The organism is Paraburkholderia sp. GAS333, from assembly GCF_050435665.1.
GTDB lineage: Bacteria > Pseudomonadota > Gammaproteobacteria > Burkholderiales > Burkholderiaceae > Paraburkholderia > Paraburkholderia fungorum_A.
Genome location: NZ_JBNDKS010000006.1, coordinates 315,113 through 337,321, shown reverse-complemented (window position 1 = coordinate 337,321; position 22,209 = coordinate 315,113). Strand labels below are relative to the sequence as shown.

Annotated in this window: 19 protein-coding genes and 2 pseudogenes; 12 read left to right on the top strand and 9 right to left on the bottom strand. The window is 60.7% G+C overall.

Going from position 1 to position 22,209, the window contains the following annotated elements; all coding sequences use genetic code 11:
• The first annotated feature begins 278 nt into the window (after positions 1-278).
• Positions 279-1,364: a PstS family phosphate ABC transporter substrate-binding protein gene (locus tag ABH945_RS28780; RefSeq protein ID WP_429252853.1), complete on the top strand. Its 1,086-nt coding sequence runs from the start codon at positions 279-281 to the stop codon at positions 1,362-1,364.
• A gap of 388 nt (positions 1,365-1,752) precedes the next feature.
• Positions 1,753-3,891, top strand: a complete 2,139-nt coding sequence (locus ABH945_RS28775) for a TonB-dependent siderophore receptor (RefSeq protein WP_429252852.1) — start codon at positions 1,753-1,755, stop codon at positions 3,889-3,891.
• Between the two features lie 261 nt (positions 3,892-4,152).
• On the opposite strand, the gene ABH945_RS28770 is transcribed toward ABH945_RS28775, so the two are convergent.
• From ABH945_RS28770 to ABH945_RS28730, 9 genes are all read right to left on the bottom strand, one after another.
• Positions 4,153-5,493 (bottom strand): MFS transporter, encoded by a 1,341-nt coding sequence (locus ABH945_RS28770; RefSeq protein ID WP_429252851.1) that lies wholly within the window; start codon positions 5,491-5,493, stop codon positions 4,153-4,155.
• Between the two features lie 66 nt (positions 5,494-5,559).
• Positions 5,560-6,555: an amidohydrolase family protein gene (locus ABH945_RS28765; RefSeq protein WP_429252850.1), complete on the bottom strand. Its 996-nt coding sequence runs from the start codon at positions 6,553-6,555 to the stop codon at positions 5,560-5,562.
• Positions 6,552-7,121, bottom strand: coding sequence for a 3-hydroxyanthranilate 3,4-dioxygenase (gene nbaC / locus ABH945_RS28760; protein ID WP_429252849.1), 570 nt, complete (start codon positions 7,119-7,121; stop codon positions 6,552-6,554). Before nbaC ends, ABH945_RS28765 begins: the two co-directional genes overlap by 4 nt.
• Positions 7,099-7,554, bottom strand: a complete 456-nt coding sequence (locus ABH945_RS28755; RefSeq protein ID WP_429252848.1) for a RidA family protein — start codon at positions 7,552-7,554, stop codon at positions 7,099-7,101. The genes nbaC and ABH945_RS28755 overlap by 23 nt, the downstream gene beginning before the upstream one ends.
• Before the next feature lie 84 nt (positions 7,555-7,638).
• A complete protein-coding gene (locus ABH945_RS28750) occupies positions 7,639-8,424 on the bottom strand; it encodes a 2-keto-4-pentenoate hydratase (protein WP_429252847.1) in 786 nt (261 codons plus the stop codon).
• Between the two features lie 87 nt (positions 8,425-8,511).
• Entirely contained in the window at positions 8,512-9,549 is a 1,038-nt protein-coding gene (gene dmpG / locus ABH945_RS28745; protein WP_074771467.1) for a 4-hydroxy-2-oxovalerate aldolase, read from the bottom strand.
• 10 nt (positions 9,550-9,559) lie between these two features.
• Complete coding sequence (locus ABH945_RS28740) at positions 9,560-10,507, bottom strand: acetaldehyde dehydrogenase (acetylating) (protein ID WP_429252846.1); 948 nt, start codon at positions 10,505-10,507, stop codon at positions 9,560-9,562.
• 1 nt (position 10,508) lies between these two features.
• Positions 10,509-11,327: a 2-keto-4-pentenoate hydratase gene (locus tag ABH945_RS28735; protein ID WP_429252845.1), complete on the bottom strand. Its 819-nt coding sequence runs from the start codon at positions 11,325-11,327 to the stop codon at positions 10,509-10,511.
• Between the two features lie 19 nt (positions 11,328-11,346).
• Positions 11,347-12,810, bottom strand: a complete 1,464-nt coding sequence (locus ABH945_RS28730; RefSeq protein WP_429252844.1) for a 2-hydroxymuconic semialdehyde dehydrogenase — start codon at positions 12,808-12,810, stop codon at positions 11,347-11,349.
• A gap of 193 nt (positions 12,811-13,003) precedes the next feature.
• Here ABH945_RS28730 and ABH945_RS28725 point away from each other — a divergent pair, with 193 nt between their 5' ends.
• The 10 genes and pseudogenes from ABH945_RS28725 to ABH945_RS28680 all read left to right on the top strand — a co-directional run bounded on the left by ABH945_RS28725 (position 13,004) and on the right by ABH945_RS28680 (position 21,985).
• Entirely contained in the window at positions 13,004-13,960 is a 957-nt protein-coding gene (locus tag ABH945_RS28725; RefSeq protein WP_429252843.1) for a LysR family transcriptional regulator, read from the top strand.
• Positions 13,961-14,116: pseudogene (locus ABH945_RS28720) on the top strand (IS5/IS1182 family transposase); the annotation flags it as partial.
• 334 nt (positions 14,117-14,450) lie between these two features.
• Positions 14,451-15,062, top strand: coding sequence for a TetR/AcrR family transcriptional regulator (locus tag ABH945_RS28715; protein ID WP_429252842.1), 612 nt, complete (start codon positions 14,451-14,453; stop codon positions 15,060-15,062).
• A complete protein-coding gene (locus ABH945_RS28710; RefSeq protein WP_429252841.1) occupies positions 15,059-15,508 on the top strand; it encodes a DMT family transporter in 450 nt (149 codons plus the stop codon). Before ABH945_RS28715 ends, ABH945_RS28710 begins: the two co-directional genes overlap by 4 nt.
• Positions 15,505-16,395: an alpha/beta fold hydrolase gene (locus ABH945_RS28705; protein WP_429252840.1), complete on the top strand. Its 891-nt coding sequence runs from the start codon at positions 15,505-15,507 to the stop codon at positions 16,393-16,395. The genes ABH945_RS28710 and ABH945_RS28705 overlap by 4 nt, the downstream gene beginning before the upstream one ends.
• Positions 16,396-17,113: 718 nt before the next feature.
• Positions 17,114-18,277 (top strand): annotated as a pseudogene (locus ABH945_RS28700) (cysteine desulfurase family protein); the annotation flags it as partial.
• A 92-nt stretch (positions 18,278-18,369) separates the two neighbouring features.
• On the top strand, positions 18,370-19,251 hold the full coding sequence (locus ABH945_RS28695) for an MBL fold metallo-hydrolase (RefSeq protein ID WP_429252839.1): 882 nt from the start codon (positions 18,370-18,372) through the stop codon (positions 19,249-19,251).
• A gap of 158 nt (positions 19,252-19,409) precedes the next feature.
• Complete coding sequence (locus tag ABH945_RS28690) at positions 19,410-20,219, top strand: sulfite exporter TauE/SafE family protein (protein ID WP_429252838.1); 810 nt, start codon at positions 19,410-19,412, stop codon at positions 20,217-20,219.
• 177 nt (positions 20,220-20,396) lie between these two features.
• A complete protein-coding gene (locus ABH945_RS28685; protein ID WP_429252837.1) occupies positions 20,397-21,356 on the top strand; it encodes a DUF4880 domain-containing protein in 960 nt (319 codons plus the stop codon).
• A gap of 164 nt (positions 21,357-21,520) precedes the next feature.
• Positions 21,521-21,985 (top strand): Lrp/AsnC family transcriptional regulator, encoded by a 465-nt coding sequence (locus ABH945_RS28680; RefSeq protein ID WP_429252836.1) that lies wholly within the window; start codon positions 21,521-21,523, stop codon positions 21,983-21,985.
• Positions 21,986-22,209 lie beyond the last annotated feature (224 nt).

Below are 22,209 nucleotides of genomic sequence, written 5' to 3'. Positions count from 1 at the left end.
AAAACACTGTCGGCGGTCACCTTTGTGGCCCGGGAACATCGCCCGCACCGGCGGGTTTTTATGCTCGGATCGACGCGAATTCCCCTGCGATTGTCGGGCTTGCGCGCATCGCCCAGGATGGTGTCAAGCAGGTTTCGTGACCAGAAAATCAGCAACAAACATTAAAAATAATTCATGAAACCCCGTTCATCTCGTTGATTTTGCGAGGAAATTGCAAAAAAACCATTTTTAATATATAAATGCGAACAATTCTCATTCTACGGCACAAACCCGCTTCCATGAAATTCGGTTCACACACTCTCAACCAGGGGGCAGAAGGGATAGCTCCGCGACGTCGCCGGTTTTTCCTGTCTTCATTGCTTTACGTCTTGGTTAGTATTCCTGCTGTGTCTGGCCACGCAGCGGAGCAGGAAACGAACGGTCTTCGTCAACCGCCGGCCAATTACATCGACACGTCCGGCGCAATCCAGGTCGTCGGAAACGACGGAATGGAGTCGGTTCTTGAAGGCTTCAATACGCTATTGTCGAGAACGCATCCTGACTTGCGATTCAAGCTATACCTGAAGGGCTCATCCACGGCGATTCCCGCATTGACGAGCGGTATCAGTGCTTTTGCTCCAATGGGCCGCGATATCTGGCCGACCGATCGCACTAACTTCAGGAATGCACACGGCTATGAGCCGGTCGATATAAAAATCGGTTACGCAGGATGGGGGCCGAGGACATCGTTCAAAACGCCTCCGGCTGTCTATGTCAATCAGGCCAATCCATTGCCCGGTCTGACGCTGACTCAGTTGAGACAGGTACTGGTGACGGGAGAGCCGCGTGGCGACATCACGAAATGGACGCAGCTGAACACTGACTCGAAGCAGGCGCCGCGTCAGATTCATATTTATGGCCTGGCTGACGATGGTGGCTCGGCTACTGCGTTTCGACTCGCCCATCTGGACGGTCTGCCGTTTTCGAGCCACTACGAGGCGTTGCCGACTGCGGCGGAAGTGATGCGCGCGGTAGCGGCGGACCCTTATGGGATTGGATTTGTGGGTTGGTTCAATGCGGGAAAAGTACCTGGCGCGCGGCTATTGCCCCTCGCCGCCTCTGAAGGGCAGCCGTACGCAATACCGAGCCAGCAGGATTTGACTGCAGACCGCTATCCATTGACGGCATATCTTCATATATATATCGATAAAGCGCCTGGGCATCCAGTTGCGCCGTGGCTAATCGATTATCTGAAACTCGCACTCTCCGCGCCGGGGCAAGCCGTTATTGCGAAAGAGCGGGATAAGGAGGGCGGCTTCCTGCCGCTGTCAGACGCGAGTAGACAGGCAGAGCTTGAGAAAGTCGAGCTACTCAGCAAGCCTTAGTCCAATTTTTCACTGTTAATGCAGTGCTCTGTGCTATCGACACATCGTTAGCGTAGAGAGGCTGCACGCCTGAAGCCGGACCTGTCATGCGCGATTACCTCATTAAACCTTACCGTCCATTTCGCAAAGCTTCCTCTCGACCGTAGCAAGCGGGTCTGCCTGATCCGCTTCTCCGCATGCCTGCGCGGGATCACATTTTCTGAGCGGGCTTGAACTCAATTTTCATTGGTATCGACCACCCATCCGATGCAGACGCGTTGCATTCGATGGGCGGTTGGGCCTTGCACGCTCTTTTCTTTTAGTCACATTCATGAATAAAGCTTCTCGCAAAAAAATTAATACCAACGCTATCCGACCGGGTTGCCCGGCAAACCGTCGACGCTCCATCGTGGTCGCGCTGTCGGTGATCGCATATGGCGGCCTTGCGGATTCCCCGGCCTTTGCAGCGGAGGCTGCCGCTGCGTCCGATGCGTCGGTGTCGACTCCAGCCGCTTCTAATAGCACTGACGACCGCGCCACGTTGGCCCCGATCGCGATCAAAGGCACGAAGCAGCCGACGGCCAGTCCCTACGCGGCGAAAACGGTACAAACCGGGCAGTACCGCGGCGTCGATGCGCTCGACGTACCCGCGACGGTCAACGTGGTGACCAGCGACGTGCTGAAAGCGCAGGCTGCGACGGGTCTGTTCGACGCGCTTCGCAACGTCGCGGGCGTGACCCGTCAGCAGTTGAGCGGCATCTCGTACGATCAACTGTCGGTTCGTGGTATCGCGCTCGACAACCGTCAAAGCTATTACCTCGACGGAGTACTTCCTATCGACAACAACATCTGGATGCCGATGGAGGACAAGGAACGCGTCGAAGTACTCAAGGGTGCGTCCGCACTGTATTACGGGTTCACGGTGCCGGCCGGGATCGTCAACATGGTGATGAAGCGCGCGGGCGACACGCCGGTGACATCGGCGTCGGTGCTGGTCGATTCGCATGGTTCGGTCGGCGTGCATGCGGACGTTGCTCGCCGCTTTGGCACGGAAAATCAGTTCGGTATTCGTGTTAACGCAATGGCCGAACACGTCGAGACACCTATTGATGGCGACCGCGGTTACCGCATGTTCCAGAGCGTCGCGCTGGACTGGAAGCCGACCAACCGCCTGACCTTCAAGTACGACCTCGAACACATCGATCAACGCGTCGTGGAGCAGGCCGGCATTACGCCGCTGGCTGCCGTCAACGGCGTCATTACGCTGCCGCAACTGCCCGATGCATCGAAGTTGCTGGTGCCTAACGACAAGCCGACCACGTCGACGGCGACTGCGCAGATTCTTCGCGCCGACTATCTGATCAACGACAACTGGAGCGCGAACGTGTCGATCGGTCAGTCGATCACACAGCGCAACCGGTGGCTGTGGATCCTGCAGAAATACGACGTGAACACGGGCACCGGCACGCTGCAAGGCAGCCAGCAGAACGGCCAGTTCTACGAGAACAAAAACGTGCGTGCCGAGTTGAACGGCAACTTCCAAACCGGCCCTTTCACGCATGACGTCACGTTTGGTGTGAACGAAAACTGGCTATTTCAGCCTGATTTCACGACGTATTACTACACGGCCACGCAGAACCTCTATTCGCCCGTCAGCATTACGAACCTGAAGGCGGGTACGTCGAAAGCGTTTTACGCTCAGCACATCAGTAACCAGGGCGCTTACGTTTTCGACCGGATCGGTTTGACGAAGGACCTTCAGTTCACCGCGGGCGTGCGGTATTCGTCGTATCACGCCACCCAGGCGCAAACCACTACGCAGAACGTCAATCGCACGTCGCCGTCGGCAAGCCTTCTCTACAAGATCACGCCGCAAACCAGCATCTATGCGAGCTATATCGAAGGCTTGGAATCGGCCGGCAGCGCGCCGGCAACCGCGACCAACGCGTATCAGGTTCTTCCTGCAGCAGTCAGCAAACAGGAAGAGGTTGGCGTGCGCCACCGCTTCAACAACGGTTCGCTTGCGTCGATTGCTGCGTTCCAGATCCGGCAACCATCCGCGAGCACTGATGCCGATGGTGTCTACGCATTGAATGGCGTAGGCCGTTATCGCGGTATTGAGTTTTCGTATCAGGGCGACATAACGCGCGATCTGTCTATCGTCACGACTGGCATGTGGTTGAACGCGGAGCTTGTCGACAGCACGGATTCGACGACGCTTGGCAAGCGTCCGGAAAACACGCCGCGTTATACAGGTAGCGTCTTTCTGAACTATCGCGTTCCGCACGTCTACGGCTTTTCGGTGAATGGCGGTGCGTATTTCGTTGGACAGCGTCCTATCAACGACGCGAATCAGGCTTTTATTCCGGGCTATACGCTGTTTTCCGCGGGGGCGCGCTACGAGACTCATCTGTTCGGACGTAACGCGACGTTCCAGTTGAACATCGAAAACGCGTTCGACAAACACTATTGGGCGTCCGCCGGATCGAGCCAGCTGGGTATCGGACTTGAACGCACTATTTCGCTGACCTCGACATTCGATTTCTAAGCGTGTCACAAGCTGATAGAAACCTCTTTTAACCGGAAATGATCATCATGTTGAATCTGCTGATGGATGCAGTTGCTGCTGCTCGCGAGAGCTATTCCTCTGCAATTGAAAACGCCAAGGCGCCGTGGTGGTCCCGGTCTACTTCATCGATGGAGTAAGGAATGCAAAAAGCGAATCACTGATACCACAGCGTGTTCGCCATTCGTCGCCCGGTTGCCGACAGCACCGACCCGCCAGCCTTAACGGGCGATAGACAGCGCCTCAATCGACTGCCGGCTCCGCACCCAGCTGACCGGCACCGTCCGAGCGGCCATGCTTCACAAGCGAGATCGTCACTGCGGCGATTAAGGCCGGCACGGCGATCGCAAGGAAGTTCTGCGCCAGAGGCAGCGACATGCCGACAATCACGCCGATCACGATGGGCGCAAGTATCGCCCCCGCCCGGCCAACACCCAGCATCAGACCCAGGCCGGTTCCCCGGCAGGCGACCGGGTAGAACTGACCGCAGTAGGCACACGACAGGGTTTGTGTGCCGATCGTGCACGCGCCGGCTACGCCGACAAGTACAAACCGCACCCACGTCGGCATGTCGTAGCCGAGCAGTGCAATCGACACGGCGGCGACGATGAACATGACCACCAGCACGAATTTGATGTGCAGGCGATCCGCCAGCCAGCCGCCGCCGATCGCGCCAATCGTCGCGCCGAGGTTGAGTACGAGCACGAAGATCAACGCGGAGCCGAGGCTGTAGCCCGCGCTTGCCATGAACTGAACCAGCCACGCGTTGAGCGCATAGACGATGAAGAGCGACATGAAACTGGTCAGCCAGAACATCACCGTGCTTGGCCCGCGACCTTCGGCGAAGAGCGCGCGCAGCGGCGAGCCAGGCTGCGTGGCCCGCGCCGCCAGCACAAACCGGTCGCCGTCCTGACGCACATGGTGCGGGGCGATGCGCGCGACGATTGCCTGCAGCTCGTCGATTCTGCGTTGCCTCAGCAGGAAAGACATCGATTCCGGCATCTGCTTCCAGAGCAGCGGAAGGATGATGGCGGGCGCTGCGGCTGCGAGAAACACACTCTGCCAGCCGTAGGACACGATCAGGCTTTTGCCAACCACGGCGGCGATCATGCCGCCCACCGAGTAGCCGGAGAACATGACAGTGATCAACGTGCTGCGCATGCGGGCCGGCGCGTATTCGCTCATCTGCGCGATCACATTGGGCATCACACCGCCCATGCCGAGGCCAGCGAGAAACCGCAGGATACTGAAACTCACCGGATGGCTGGTCATGCCAGCTCCGGCGGTACACAGGCTGAAGAGGGCGATGCAGATGACAATCACGCGGCGTCTTCCCACGCGGTCTGAAATCGTGCCGAAGATGGCATTGCCGAACATCATTCCGAACAGCGCTGAACTCACCATGAAGCCCGCCTGCGTTGCGTCTACCCCCATCTCCTTCATGATCGAAGGCAGGGCGATGCCGGCGACGGCGAGATCGTATCCATCGAAGATAATCGCCATCGCACACCAGAAGAGCACGACACGATGAAACCTCGTGAACGGCGCGTCGTCCGCCAGCCTGCCTACGTCAATCTGCCGCATGCCTGTCTCCTTCGCTGCCCGGCAATGGCCAGGCTTTTTGGTATGGTTGTGCTACATGTTCCGGAGCTAGTCCAGGCGAAAGAATCCGCGTGCATTACCCGTGAGAATCTGCTGCCGCTGGGTGGTGTCGAGAAAGCCGGCACCCCGCACCAGCGTGCCGACTTCCTGCTCTCCGAGCGGAAACGGGTAGTCGGAGCCGAGCATCACGCGATCGACGCCCATCACGTCGACGAGCAGGCGCAATGCGCCTTCGTCGAAGACGACGCTGTCCACATGCAGCCGGTGGGCATATTCCGAAGGCGGCCGTGGGCAATCCCTGCGCACGATGTCGCGATGCTTCCACGCGTTGTCCGCACGTCCGAGCAGGAACGCGAAGCTGCCGCCGCCATGGGCAAAGCAGATGCGCAACGACTCGGGGATGCGTTCGAGCGCACCGGAGAGAATCAACGACATCATGCCGAGCTGGGTTTCGGCCGCCATCGAGACGAGCCAGGGCAGCATCCACTGCTTCATGCGCTGGCCGCCTCCCATCATGTCCCAGGGGTGCACGAGAACAGGGATGTCGTTCTCTGCGCAATGGATCAGGAAATCGACGAGGTCCGGGTGATCCAGATCCCTGTCGCCCACATGGTTGCCAATCTGCACGCCCACGCAGCCTGCGGCGACGGCGCGGGACGCCTCTGCGCAGGCAAGCCGCGTGTCCTGCAACGGCACCTGCGCGAGCGGCCTGAGCCGGTCCGGATGTCCGGCACAGAACGCGAGTGCCTTGTCGTTCATCTGGGTGGCCCAGTCGGCCGCTCTCGCCGGGTCCCATGCGTAGCCGAACATCACTGGCGTTGCGCATACCAGTTGCATGGCAATGCCATGGGCGTCGAGTTCGGCAACGCGGAAGTCGGCATCCCAGAGCGCGCGGTATACAGGCCGGAACGGCTGGTCGGCGAGCATGATCTGGCCAGTCTCGCCGGATGGGTCGATGGCAAGCCATGGCGCGCGCTCCGCGTCGACCGCCTGCGCTTCCTGGCGGCTAATGGGAGGAAGGAAATGCGAGTGGATATCGATCATGTGAAGTTTCTGGTCAGCGTGCGATGCCAGGCCTTGAAGTCCTGCCCCGGGTGAATCTCGCCGCAGCGCGAGCAGCGCCGCTCTTCTTCCGGGCTCGCGTAGAACGTGTCATAGACCGGCGGCAGGTCGGTCACGATGTTCGTGAGTCCCATTTCATAGCGCTTGATGAGCGTGCCGCAGGCCGCGCAGCTCCACTGAAGCGCATCGGGTTCGCCTGGCGGCCGCTTGCGTTCGACCACGAGACACTGGCTGCCGGCCTCGGGCCGCTGTGGTGAATGCAGGGTGTGGGGAGGCAACAGGAAAATGTCGCCCTCGTGCAGATCGACGCGGTCGTAGCGTCCGTCCTCCCAGAGCAGCAGATAGGCATTGCCCTTGAACTGGTAGAACAACTCCTCGACGGGGTCGTCGTGGAAGTCACTGCGCTGGTTCGGCCCACCTACGACCGTGACCATGAAATCGCTGTCCGCCCAGATCTGCTGGTTGTTGACGGGCGGCTGAAGCAGGTGGGCGTTTTCGTCGAGCCAGCGCTGGAAATTCAGCGGTCTACCGTACCTGAGATTGAGCATGCGGGTCATCCTGTTGCGGGAGGGGGTGATAGGCGACGGCCCTGATCTCGATCAGCAGATGCGGATGGGGTAGCTGGTGTACGGCTACCGTCGTGCGGGTTGGTCCGTCATAGTCGAAGTATTCGGCCCAGATTTCGTTGAATCCGCCGAAGTCATTCATGTTGACGAGAAAAACCTGGGTCTCGACGAGGTCGGCCAGAATCGCACCGGCGCTCGCAAGAATGTCGCGGATGTTCTCGATGACCGCACGCGTCTGAACGCGAATGTCGAGACGGGTGACGCCCAGTTCGTCGGCTTCGGCGCCGGCAAAACTGTTGTCCGGCCGCCGCGAACTCGTTCCCGAAACATAGAGAAAGTCGCCGGCACGCTTGCAGTGCGGAAATCGCCCTCGTGGCCTGGCTTTTCCCGCAACCCTATGCGCTTCTACTGACATGACAGCAGTCTCCTTACGAATGAAGTGGATCTCGTGCCGATCCCGATGGCGACCGGCCGCGCGGTTTTATTTCGGTTTCCTTATTTAGGTATCCTTGTGCGTCGCAAACGAGACAATGCCGAGGGAACGCACGCCGCAGCCAATACTGCATTTGACGTGCAGCTCCGGCCGCAGTGCTTCGGCTGCGGTAGCGGCGCCAGCCATGATCAGCGAGCCCGCCGGCAGACTCGCGCCGCTCGCATGCAGCAGCCGGGACGCCTGCACCACCGAACGCAGCGGATGGCCGAGGATGGCACCGGTCGAACCTGCCTGCACATCCCGGCCGTTGAACTGCATGCGTACGCCGAGATTTCCGAGTTCTTCGAACGCCCGCGACCACCCCCCCACGACCATCCCTGCCGATGAGCAGTTGTCTGCCACCACGTCTTCGAGGCTGAACCTGAAGTCGCGATAGCGCGAATCGATGATCTCCATCGCCGGGGCGACTGCTTCCAGATAACCGGCGGCTTCCAGCGCCGTAAGAGGTGCATCGATCGTCCTGCGTGTCACGAAACAGAGTTCCGGCTCCACACGGGGATGGACGTAACGGCCAAGATCGACCCGACCACCATCCTCTTCGATCATCGCGTCGGTGAGATAGCCCCAGATCAGGCTATCGACGCCCATCTGCACCATCTTCGCGCGGCTTGTGAAGCCAAGTTTGATCCCCTTGATCTGCTCGCCGCGCGCGACCCGGTGCTGAATCGACGCCCGCTGGATCGCATAGGCGGTGTTCAGATCGAAGGTGCCTGGCGGGAACTGGGGAATGGCTCGCGCCTGCTTCGCGGCTGTATCCAGCGCGAGCGCTACGTCGCCGATGGTCTGGCTCATGTCGGTTCCTGGTCAATGTGTTGGGGGACGGGCAGCCAGCCTGGCATCGGATGTTGTCGTTCTGTGCAGCGGCTGCCCGGTACTGCCTTACGCTGGTTCCCTGTGGGCGGCACCGTGACGCTGCTGCAGGTCGAGCGCCACGTCGACAATCATGTCTTCCTGGCCGCCGACCATGCGCCGCCGTCCCAGTTCCACCAGGATATCGACGGTCTTGAGCCCGTATTTTTCAGCCGCTGTTTCGGCGTGCCGCAGGAAGCTCGAATACACGCCGGCATAACCAAGCGCGAGCGTTTCCCTGTCAACGCGTACCGGCCTGTCCTGCAGCGGCCGGACGATATCGTCGGCGGCATCCATCAGTCCGTAGAGATCGCAACCGTGATTCCAGCCCGAAACCGAGGCCGCGGCGATGAAGACTTCCAGAGGCGCATTGCCCGCTCCCGCGCCCATGCCGGCGAGGCTGGCGTCGATGCGATCGCAGCCTTCCTCGACCGCCACGATGCTGTTGGCCACGCCGAGGCCAAGATTGTGGTGCGCGTGGATGCCTGTTTCCGTGTCGGGTTTCAGCGCATCCTTGAACGCGCGGAAGCGGGCGCGTACGCCATCCATCGTCAGGGCGCCGCCGGAGTCCACCACGTAGACGCACTGGGCGCCGTAGCTCTCCATGAGCTTCGCCTGCTCCGCGAGTTTCGCGGGGGAGGCCATGTGGCTCATCATCAGGAAGCCTGCGACGTTCATGCCCATCGAGCGTGCAGTTTCGATATGCTGGCGTGCCGTGTCGGCCTCGGTGCAATGGGTCGCCACCCGGACAATCCTTGCGCCGGCTGCGAAGGCTTCGCGCAGATCGTGCACGGTGCCGATGCCCGGCAGCAGCAGCGTGGCCACCTGGGCGCGCCGCACCGTCTCCGCCACGGCGGCGATCCATTCCACGTCGGTATGGGCGCCGAACCCATAGTTGAAACTGGAGCCAGCCAACCCGTCGCCATGAGCGACTTCAATGGAATCGACGCCGGCCTTGTCGAGCGCGCCCGCAATGGCCCGCACCTGCCCGACCGAATACTGGTGGCGCACGGCGTGACTGCCGTCACGCAGGGTCACGTCGGAGATATAGAGTTTCCTGTTCGTCATGGCTGGTCTCTCACACTGATGCCGTCACGGCGGGCTGGCCACACGCCACGGATTCCGCTACGCGCTCGGCGCAAACCAGCGCGGCGCTGGTCATGATGTCGAGGTTGCCGGCATAGGCGGGCAGGTAGTGCGCAGCGCCTTCCACTTCAAGGAAGATCGAGGTCTTCAGACCCGTCCTGCGACCGACGCCGGGCACCAGCACCGGCTGCTCGATGCGATCGAACTGCACGCGCTGCTTGAGGCGATAACCCGGAACATAAGCCTGTACGCGTTCGACCATCGCTGCGACGGCTGCCTCGATGGCCGCCTGGTCGGTGTCATCCGTGAGGCAACTGACGGTGTCGCGCATGATGAGCGGCGGCTCTGCCGGATTGAGGATAATGATGGCCTTGCCTTTCGTCGCGCCCCCCACGGTTTCGATGGCGCTGGACGTCGTTTCCGTGAATTCGTCAATATTGGCGCGCGTGCCGGGGCCGGCAGACTTGCTGGCAATCGACGCGACGATCTCCGCGTAGTGCACCTGGGTCACGCTGGCCACAGCCGCGACCATCGGAATGGTTGCCTGACCGCCGCACGTGACCATGTTGAGGTTCGGCGCGTCGAGGTGCTGGTCAGCGTTGACGCAGGGCACCACGTAAGGTCCGATCGCAGCTGGCGTCAGGTCGATGACCCGCACGCCATGCGCCTGCAGCACGGCATTGTGATGGGCGTGCGCGCCCGCACTGGTGGCATCGAAGGCGATGCGGATGTCGCCGAAGTCGGGCAACGCGAGCAGGCCGTCGATGCCTTGGGCCGTCACGCTCACGCCGAGGCGCGCGGCGCGCGCGAGCCCTTCGGAAGCGGGATCGATACCGACCATGGCGCCCATCGCCACCCGCCTGCCATGGCGCATGACCTTGATCATCAGATCGGTGCCGATATTGCCGGAACCGATAATGGCAACCTTGCATGGTTTCATCTCAGGCATCTCCTTGCTTGCTATTGACGTGGAACGAGGCAGTCACGCTGCCGAGGCCTTCGATATGGGCAGTCAGCACATGGCCGTGTTGAACCGGCACCATCGGGCCGAGCGCGCCGGTGAGGATGATGTCGCCCGCCTTGAGCGGCGCGCCGACGCGGCTCATGGTATTGGCCAGCCAGATCGCGGCATTGAGCGGGTGACCGAGGCAGGCGGCGCCAGCGCCGACCGACACAGGCTCGCCGGCCAGTTCCATGCACATGCCGCAGTTCGCCAGGTCGAGCGCCCCAAGCGAAACCGGCCGCGTGCCGAGCACGAAGAGGCCCGACGATGCGTTGTCGGCAATCGTGTCGGTTAGCTGGATATCCCAGTTGGCAATGCGGCTGCCGACGATCTCAATGGCCGGCAGTGCGAACGCAGTCGCCTGAATGATGTCGGCAACGGTATGCACGGCATGCGGCAGATCGCGTTCCAGCACCAGCGCGACTTCGGCCTCGGCCTTGGGCTGAAGCACATCGCCGCAATCGATTTCCTCGCCGTCCTGACGGGCCATGTGGGCGAACAGCATGCCGAAATCCGGCTGGCTCACACCGAGCTGGCGCTGTACGGCCACAGATGTCAGCCCGATCTTGCGGCCGACCAGCCGGCGGCCGGCAACAAGCGCGCGTTCGGTGTTGTACTGCTGAATAGCGTAGGCGGCAGCGATCGGATCGGCACCGCCGAACCGGGCAATCTCATCGCGGACCGGCAGGCACGGTTCGCGACGTTCGGCGGCCAGCCAGAGTCGATCTGCGGCTTTGATAAGTTCTGGGTTCAGCATGCGGTATCTCGCAACGGGTTCAGGGATTGACGCAGATCGTGGTGAGGGAGGAATAGAAATCGAGTGAGTGACGTCCCCCTTCGCGACCAATGCCAGACAGGCGGGTGCCGCCGAACGGCGTGCGCAGATCGCGCAGGAACCACGTATTGACCCAGACGATACCCACGTCGAACCTGCGGGTAACACGATGTGCGCGAGAAAGGTCGCGGGTCCAGACAGAAGCCGCCAGACCGTAGCGGGAATCGTTGACGCGCGCCACGACTTCGTCATCGCTATCGAAGGGCGCAATATGGCAAACTGGACCGAAGACTTCTTCCTGGACACAGCGCGCCGAATCCGGCAGTCCCGTCCAGATGGTCGGCTGCACATACGCACCGTTGTCGCGTTCGTCGCCAAAACGAGGCACGCCGCCGCCGCACACGACGGTGGCCCCTTCGTCGCGAGCCAGCGCAAAATAGGAAAGCACCTTCTCGCGGTGACCATGTGAGATGAGGGAACCGATGTCCACGCCATCGGCGTTGGGATAGTCGATACGCAATGCTTCAGCGCGCTCTTTCATCGCCCCCACGAAGCGCTCGAAGATGGAGCGTTCCACATACACCCGTTCCGAACACAGGCAGACCTGCCCGGTGTTGGTGAAACTGGAGCGCATGACGCCGGCCACGGCTTTGTCGAAATCGCAGTCCGCAAACACCACCGCCGCATTCTTGCCGCCCAGTTCAAAGGACACTTCCTTCACGCCGTCTGCGACCGCCTTCATGATGGTGCTGCCCGTTCGCGATTCGCCGGTGAAGGTGAGGGTGTCGATGCCGCCATGCGTTGACAGGAATTCGCCCGCCGAATCAACACCGAATCCGTGCACGAGATTGAAGACGCCAGCCGGCACGCCGGCTTCGTGCATGACCTCGGCGAGCAGGGTCGCGCTACCGGGGGTCTCTTCCGATGGCTTGACCACGACGGCATTCCCGCAGGCCAGTGCGGGTGCGACCTTCCAGGTCAGCAGCAGCATTGGCAGGTTCCACGGCGAAATGATGGCGACCACGCCGTGCGGCTTGCGCACCGTGTAGCTGAAGATATCGCCTTCAGCAGCACGCATGTCGAAGTATTCGCCCCCTGCCTGGGCGGCCAGGTCGGCGAAGGTGCGAAAGTTCTGTACGCCACGGCGGATATCAAGCGCACGTGCCTGATGTTCAGGTCGCCCGGTGTCGGCGACTTCGGCGGCGACGAAAGCATCGAAGCGCTTTTCGATGCCGTCGGCGATCGCATGCAGTACCTTGGCGCGCTCCGTGGCAGAGGTGTTGCCCCAGGGGCCATGCATGGCGGCTCTGGCGGCGCTCACGGCGCGATCGACGAGACTGGCATCGGCTTCGCACACAGTGCCGATGACGGCGCCATTGACGGGCGACACATTAGGGAAACGGCGGGCGGATTCGACGAACTGGCCGTCCACGTAGTTCCGGTACAGAGTGGGACATGACGACACGACAGACTCCTATGGCGGGTTGGGAGTCAGTGTATTGAGATCGCCTATTCCTGAAAAATGAATAATTAGTCTTCCTGTATTCCGACGAAGAATACCTGCGCATGACGATGCAGGCATCGAGGGCCGGGGCTTGTGGGGTTGCCATCGATATGGAATCCTGCGTGATCCTTTCGCGCTGAACACCTTACGCCCCATGTCCGTTCACAATCTCGCCGGCCCCACCTCACTTGGCCGAAAACTGCGCTTCGCGCAGATCGTCGTATTCGAGCAGGTCCTTCGCAGCGGCTCGATCGTGCGCGCCGCACGAGCGCTCAACATGACGCAGTCTGCTGTCACGAAAGTGATCCAGGAACTGGAAAGCAATATCGGCGGGGCGCTGCTCGTGCGCAGCAACCGTGGTGTAACCGCGACCGAGTTCGGCAAGCTCGTTGCGAGGCGCGCCAAGGCGCTGCTCGGCGAGATGCGACACCTGACTGACGAGATCAACGCCTTTCACAGCGGCACCTCCGGTCAGGTGCTGGTCGGCACGTTGATATCGGCTTCGGCGGTACTGCTGCCGCGCGCCATCCAGCTGCTGAAGGAAAAAGCGCCCGAAGTGATCGTGACCCTGCGCGTCGCGCAGATGGATCAGCTGTTGCAGGCGCTGGTGGTCGGGGATCTCGATGTGGTGGTCGGCCGGGTTCCAGAAGATGGAAGCTGGCGCACGGCCGCCCCGCAACTCGCGACAGAAATCCTGCATCGGGAACAGCTTTGCATCGTCGCCGGGGTGCATCATCCGCTCGCGTCATGCGCCTGCAGTACGTTGCCGGAATTGACCGCATTTCCGTGGATCCTCCCGACGCGCGATTCCTCACTGCGTCAGACGACGGATCGCCTGTTCTACGACGCAGGCCTGCCCGTACCGACGAATATTGTTGAATCGCTTTCCGTACTGACCAACGTCGCCCTGATGTTCGACCAGAAGACGATCGGGCTGATGCCGCGCTCGGCCGCCGAGCAGTTCGTCGGGCGAGGAAGTCTTGCCATCATTCCGCTCGACCCTATGCCGGCGTTCGGAGATGTGGGTGTCTTCACGGTCGCTGACGCATTGACGGTGCGAGCCGTTGAACTGTTCAAGGACTGTTTGCGCGCGGCAGTGTTGGAAATCTGACGTCATTGGATGGGTGCTACACACTTCCTGACCCGGACGCCCGGACGGGTGAGCACCGAAATGAGCCTTCAGGTACTGGCGTACAAGCTCAAGCGAGTCATGAATATACTTGGGGTTGCCAGGACAATGAGGGCAATCAGGATGGCTGGGAGCTAAGGCCCTGAGGGGCTTCTTGCGCTCGCGATGCTCAAATAGCACAAGTTCGACACATCTAACTTGATTGACCCGACCATCAACCTCGGCCTCAGCCGCGAAAATTGCGTTTCCAAACGGCCTCGGCCGGGTTTTGGCCGTTCGGGAACGCCGCGCCCACGACATCCAAACGACGCTTACACACCAGCAAGCAGTCGTTCAATTCACACGCGCTCTGGAACATGGCAGTACAGGGCCGAGCTTGATGCTCTCGGAACTTTCCGACCACAGTCCGACCGGTTGACAACGATAAACAGGATTATTTAGAATATGATCACTTCCTAAATCGAGCAACAAGATGATCCAGGCAGTCGCGGGGCGCCCTCGGGGACGGCCCAGAGAATTCGATGAAGAGCAGGTTCTCAGTCGTGCCATCGCGCTGTTTAGCGCTTCGGGGTACTCGGCCGCTGGGATCAGTGATCTCTCACAGGCTACTGGTCTGACCGCCGGTAGCCTCTACAAGGCCTATTCGGATAAGGAAGGCATTTTTGCCAAAGCGCTTGAGTGCTATATCACCAGGCGCGAGGCCGAGGTCGCAGCCATGCTGAAAGCTGCCGATAACGGACGTGCCAGCATCGCGGCACTGCTCGCCCTTTATGCGCGGCTGAGCCAGGGCCGGGAGGGCAAACTCGGCTGTCTACTGGTGGCAGGCGTTGCTGAGCTACCTCAATTCTCCCGCGTGGGCGATGTGGTGCGCGGCCAGCTTGCGCGGCGGAGAGATCTATTGGTCAGACTGGTCGTCCAGGGGCAGGACGACGGTTCTATCACCACTCAGAGCGCGCCGACGACGGTTGCCGACCTGTTGCTTGCGCTGCTGCAGGGTATGCGGGTGCTTGGGAAGGCCGGATCATTTAGCGAAGACGCAGACGCATTCGTAGCGCTTGCACTTAAAGTCCTGGACCGACCATGAACAGTTCGATTGTTTTCGCGCTTATGGCTGGGACCATGCTACCGCTCCAGGCAGTGATCAACGCGCGGCTCGCACGTCCACTGGGATCGCCACTTTGGGCTTCCGCCGTGTCTGGCACAGTTACAACGATCGCTCTCGTTCTGATCGGTCTAGCCACCTGTCGCGGCTTGCCGCGAGGTGATGGCGGCGCCGATGTGCCGGTCTGGGCATGGACAGGCGGCCTGTGTGGCGCCCTCGCGCTGGCAGCGATGACAGCCACGGCACCACGACTTGGCTCCGCGACCATGATCTCGACGGTCATCACAGGGCAGGCCATGTTTTCTCTTGTTATCGATCAATACGGGTTGTTCGGGTCGCCGTCCTACCCCATCACGTCACGGCGGGTCATCGCAGTTTGTCTACTGATCGTCGGTGCATTGCTTCTTTCGAAAAGGACTTCTACATGATACATGGCGTGCTTCCGGCTGCCCCCGCCGGCTTTGAACATCGGTTTGCAACCGTGAAAGGCCTGCGATTCCACTATGTCGATGGCGGCGCGAACTCAGAACGTACCGTGGTCCTCATCGCAGGTTTTCCAGAGAGCTGGTATGCGTGGCGCAAGGTCATGCCGTTGCTTGGCAGCCGCTTCCGCGTTGTGGCCATCGACCTGCCAGGCCAGGGCGATAGCGATCGACCGATAGACGGCTACGACACGCAGACGGTGGCGCAACGTGTGCACGATCTCGTGAGCCATCTCGGACTCAAGCGATATAGTCTCGCCGCTCATGACGTCGGCGCGTGGGTTGCTTTTCCCTACGCTCACCTGTTCGGCGAAGAAGTCGATGCGCTTGCACTGATGGATGCGGGTATTCCAGGCATTACGCTGCCGGATACGCTTCCATCTTCTTCCGACCGGTCGTGGAAGACCTGGCACTTTTCTTTTCACGCGGTCCCGGACCTTCCAGAGATCCTTCTTGCAGGACGTGAAAGAGCCTATCTGGAATGGTTCTTCTGGAGTAAGACGGCTAATCCGGCCTGCTACGGCGAGGAAGAGATTGTCGAGTATCTGAGGACCTACTGCGCGCCAGGAGGAATGCGCTCAGGACTCGCGTTCTATCGCGCCGCGGCGCTCTCGGTCGAACAGAATCGCGCGCTGACGCGCGATCGGAAGCTCACGATGCCGGTGCTCGGTCTCAGTGCAGACCAGGGATCGATCCCGGATATGTCGGCTGCGCTGCGCCCATTCGCAAACGAGGTGATAAGCGAGACCATCGTGAATTGCGGACACTTTCAGCCGGAGGAACAGCCGGAAGCCGTGGCCGATGCACTAGTGCGGTTTTTTGGTTCAATCTGAAATCTGTACAGCGATTCAGCATTTCATTCCCTAAGGCAACCAGCGGGGGCCACAGAGGTACTAGCACATTTCGGGCTTCACTCTTCGCTGGCACATGTTTCACGTCACGCAGGAAAGTTCGCCTGGCCGGCACTAAGCTGCCCGTGCGCCATGCGCCACTGGAATGGGCGCCTGAGTGGAGGAGATAGATCTGACGATGCCAAGTCCGTCGGGGCTGTACAGATTGCGCAAAGGCACGCCGATTGGGTAGGGTGGCTGACCAACGTTAGCTTGTTTATTGTTTCCGGTGTCTTCTGCTCAACGGTGTCGACGTGTCGTCCCCACCGTGGAAGAGAGAGTGGCTTAACCCCGAAGCTCATGGCCTGCTGGAAACGGTCCCGGCATCGGTATTTGGAAAAGCCACTAACTTCGATATTGCGCTTCGGGCAATTTCGCGCTATCGAACTCCTCGATTTCCTAAAAGCGGCCCCTCACGCTAGCGACGTTATTGGACTTGCTAGCGCCTCGGTGAACGTCGCTAGCGTCAATTGTGGGCGCCAACAGGCGCATTGACGCCCGGCGTTACGCCAATCAATCTTGGTCCTACGAAAAAGATTCTACGATTTTCGAGAATTCGAGAATCGTATGTCACAGCTTCGCGGTTGCGACAGTCAATTTGGAACTATTTTTTAGGTCCGGCAGCGTAGCATTTAGGGTCATTGATAAGGACAGTGGCCACATGAGCAGAACCGGGAATTTTCGATATTTCGATTACGCAGCAACTACGCCGGCGGATCCCAGAGTCATCGAAGCGATGGTCGGATGCCTGGGCGAAGCCGGCGTGTTTGGCAATCCAGCCTCCTCCTCACATGTCGCCGGGTTGCGCGCGCGCGACATGGTCGAACATGCACGCAAGCAGGTCGCCGATCTGATTGGCGCACAACCCTCCGAAATCGTATGGACCTCCGGTGCGACGGAGTCAAACAATCTCGCCCTCAAAGGTTTCGCCGATCTCGCGCCAGCCGGCGTGCATCTCGTCACAAGCCAGATCGAGCATAAGGCGATTCTCGACACCGCGGCTTACCTCGAACGTCGCGGGCTGGACGTCACTCATGTGAAACCTTCAGCGAACGGTGAAATCACGCTCGACTCCGTCGCCGCCGCGCTCAGGGAGAACACCGGCCTCGTCTCGTTGATGCTCGTCAATAACGAACTCGGTACGCTGACGTCGATTGCCGCGATCTCCCGTCTCGTGCACGAAGCAGGCGCGTTGCTGCACGTCGATGCGGCACAGGCACTCGGAAAGACGCCAATCGACGTCAAGGTAATGGGCATCGACATGATGTCGATGTCCGCGCACAAGGTGTATGGCCCCAAGGGCATCGGCGCGTTGTATGTGAATCAGGCATCGCGCGATCTCATTGCGTGCCAGATTCATGGTGGCGGACATGAGTTGGGACTGCGCTCGGGAACATTGGCCACGCACCAGATTGTCGGCATGGGCGCAGCGTGTGAACTGGCGCAGCAGGAAATGGCCGCCGATAACGAACGAATTGCGATGCTGAGCGAGGAGCTGCTGGCCGGCATCCTCGCGTTGGGCGGCGTGACGCACAACGCGGCCAGTGCGAACCGGATTCCCCATACGTTGAGTCTTACGGTGGCATCGCCGAATTTCTTCAGTTTCATGCTGACCGGCGATATTGCCGTCTCGTCGACCTCCGCGTGCAACTCGGCTGCGGGCGGTCCGTCGCATGTGCTGACCGCGCTCGGTCTCGACGAGGCCGCTGCATTGCGGACCATCCGGCTTAGCCTCGGGCGCTATACCACCAAGGCCGACACGGAGTTCGCCGTGGACTGCTTCCGAAACGTAATCGGTCAATGTCAGGAAACCGCGAAGGGACGGGCGACTGAAAGCGCCTGAGAATCGGGACGGCACTGAAAGGCCGTTCCGATCCGGCCAAAGCAGGCAACCCGGCAATCACCCATCTGCAAGTAATGAACAGTACATCATTGACGGTGGAGGGTTTTTTCGATCCGGCCACGAGCACGATCAGCTATCTCCTTGTCGATCCGCACACGCTGCAGTGTGCGTTGATCGATAGCGTGCTGGACTACGACCCCAAGTCGGGACGAACCGGAACACGCACGGCCGACCAGTTGATCGCGCGTGTGACGGAATTGAATGCACAGGTGGTGTGGCTGCTGGAGACGCATGTGCATGCGGATCACCTGTCGGCGGCGCCGTATCTGAAGTCGAAACTCGGTGGACAAATCGCCATCGGTGCGCACGTGACCGACGTACAGCGGATCTTCGGGCAGGTATTCAATGCCGGTGCCGATTTCACGTGCGACGGCACGCAATTCGATTGTTTGCTGAACGAAGGCGACACGCTTGAGGTCGGCACGCTGAGCCTGACGGTGATCCATACGCCCGGTCACACGCCGGCCTGCGTGACGTATCTGGTCGAGTACGAAGATGCGGCGGTGGCCTTTGTCGGCGACACCCTGTTCATGCCCGACTACGGAACGGCGCGCTGCGATTTTCCCGGCGGAGACGCGCGAACCCTGTTCCGGTCGATCAGCAAAGTACTCAGCCTGCCGCCGCAGACCGTGCTCTACATGTGCCACGACTACGGTCCCGGCGGACGATCCGTCCAGTTCGCCAGCACGGTGGCCGATGAAATCGGGCGCAACATCCATCTCGCCGGCGGCATCACCGAGGACAGCTTCGTCGCGATGCGTGAAGCGCGCGACAAGACATTGGCGATGCCCGCGCTGATGTTGCCGTCGGTGCAGGTGAACATGAGGGCGGGGCATTTGCCGCCGCCCGAGAATAACGGCGTGTCGTACATGAAGATTCCGGTCGACGCGGTGTAGGTAGCGACGACTCATGCAGTTCAACCGAACCATGATGAAAACGATAAAACGGTCCTTCAGCTGTTGGGTATCGCCGCGATGTCCGGAGATGGACGTCCGCAACGTGTCTGCCGTAGGCCATCACCGGGCCGGTAAGCCTCAGGCGAGGCGGATGTAGCATGCCCATTTCCCTTTCTCTTGGCGCGCTGGTGGGTGCCATTCTCGGCTTGACTGGAGCCGGGGGCGGCATCCTCGCCGTTCCCGTGCTGGTGTTCGGCATGGGCTGGTCAATCCAGCAAGCGGCACCGGTCGCGCTAGTGGCCGTCGCGGGAAGCGCCGCGATCGGCGCATTCGAGGCGTGGTTGAGGCACATGGTGCGCTACCGTGCCGCGCTTCTGATGACGATGACAGGTGTCCCGATCGCGTCGGTCGGCATGCAGGCGGCGCGACTCCTGCCGCAGCGCGCGCTCCTGATCGGCTTCGGCGTCGTCATGCTGTTCGTTGCCGCGCGGCTGGTTTTCTCCGCTGCAAAAAAAGCCGGCGCCCATGACGACCTGCATAACCCGTGGGCGCTCTGCCGCATCAACCCCAGCACAGGACGTCTTGCGTGGACGCCGCTGGTCGGCGTATCGATTGCCGCGACCGGCGCGTTGAGCGGCTTGATGACAGGTCTTTTCGGCGTTGGCGGAGGATTCGTCATCGTGCCGATTCTCAGGAAGATTACGAACGTCTCCATGCACGAGGTCGTGGCGACTTCGTTGATGGTGATTGCCCTCGTCGCGACGGGCAGCGCTGTGGTGAGTGTTGCGCAAGGCACGGCGTTTCCGCTTCGCTTCGCGCTCTGTTTCAGCGCAACGATGGCCGTGGGCATGCTCGCCGGCCGGCTGGTCTCGCGCCGTCTGTCTTCCCGGCATACTCAGATCGGCTTCGCGTGCATTCTCGTCTGCGTGTCGTTTGGTATGGTCGCGAAAGGCCTGATTCACGCGTAGGCGTGAATGAAACGCCCATGGGCTGGCTCGCGCTGTTTGCGCGTTATGGGAGAGGAGCCGCCACTGCGGACCCCGCGGGATGCGCAGTTCATTTTGTATCGGTAGAATCCGCGCAGAGTTTGTGAATGGCGAACTCCGGCTGTTTTTTGGGGCCGTAATCCGATCGATATCGACACCATGACCGCACCGACTGCCACGCCAACCATAGATCGTGCCGCGAAAGAAGCCATCGGTTGGGAGGCCTTGCTGCGAGGCGGCGACGCGACCGCTGCCGAGCGTGAGCAGTTCGAGGTCTGGCGCCGTTCCGATGGCTCGAATGAGGCGGCGTGGGCGAGGCTGCAGGAACGGCTGGTCAGGCTGCGAGGCCTGCAGGGCGGTTCGGGCAACGCAATCCGCCGTGCGCTTGACCAGCCGAATCCGGGCAAGCGGCGTCTGCTCAAGGCCGGCGCCAGTGTGGCTGGCCTTGTTCTGGCGGGGATTGCAACCCGCCGCATCGTCAGTACCTTCTCACTCGACGCCGATTTCCACAATCCCGCGAAGGTGCCCGAAACGCTTGCATTGAGCGGCGGGTTGCCTCCGGTCACGCTCGGTGCGAGCGCGCGGGTCTATACCGAAGGCCGGGGCGCCGGCGATATCTACCTGGCGTCTGGCCAGATCGCCACCGACGGGGGCGCCGCAAAGATGACACCGCTTTCGATCACGAGTCGCGACGGCCTCGTTCTGTCGAACGGCGCCCGCCTCAGCGTCGATGTGCTGCCTGCGCACACCGTGGTCGCCGTGCAAGGGGGGGACGCGATTCTGTCGGCGCGGCAAGGGGCTCGCGTGCATATCGCGGACGGCACGGCCTGGTCCATGACGGCGCGGCGCGTCGCACAGATGCCGGAAACCTCAGCGGATATTTTCTCGTGGACCGAAGGCAAGCTGGTGGTGCTAAACCGGGGCGTACCGGACGTCGTCGCCACACTCGGACGCTATTTTCACGGCTACATCAGCTTTCCACAGGTTGCGCTGGAGCGCAGGGTAAGCGGTGTGTTTCCGCTGAACGACCCCCATGCAGCCTTGCAGCAGCTCGCTGAAGGTCTTGGTTTGTCGGTCACCATTTACGGCAATGTGCTGGCTGTCGCGACCGCAGTCTGAGATCGCGTCTGCCAGTCTTCTTCTCCCATCTCCTTGTCTGGCGGGCTTTTCAGCCCGCTGAAAAAATTTTCATTTTCGGGTGTCACTTTTCTCCGCTCGTTGCACAAGCTCAATAAGAGGCGTGTTATCGCCCGGACTTTATCGTGCTTTTGAACGGAGCAAACGTGGTCGACCATATCGACAAGGCAATCCTCGCGGTTTTACAGCAGGACAGCACGCTTTCGGTTTCTGATATCGCCGACCGCGTCGCACTTTCCACGACGCCGTGCTGGCGCCGCATCCAGAAGCTCGAACAGGACGGTGTGATTGCGCGCCGCGTGGTCCTGCTGGACGCGCAGAAGCTGAACGTGGGCGTGACCGTGCTCGTCGAGATCAAGACCTCCCAGCATACGGCGGCGTGGCTCGCGCGCTTCTGCGCAGTCGTTGCCAGCATCCCGGAGGTGGTCGAGGTGTACCGCATGAGCGGTCATATCGATTACATGCTGAAGGTGGTGGTTCCGCACATATCGGCGTACGACAGCGTCTACAAACGGCTGATCAACGAAGTCGACATTTTCGACGTCAGTTCGAGCTTTTCGATGGAGACGATCAAGCACACGACGGTGCTACCGCTGGACTATGTGTCGTAACGCGGCGACATCGTCAACAGGCGGTGAACTGGTATTCCGGTAGACAGGCAGCTCGAAGAAATCAAATTCCGGGATCGGTCGAAAAAGCGAATTTTTTCAAAAAATCATTTCACGCTTTGATCTATAGACTTGCTTCATCAGCGGTGAGGAAAAAGTGGCGGCGTGCAGTGCAGGTTGTGGCGCAGGAATGACAGCACAGCCGAAGCTTTGCCGGACAACTTCAT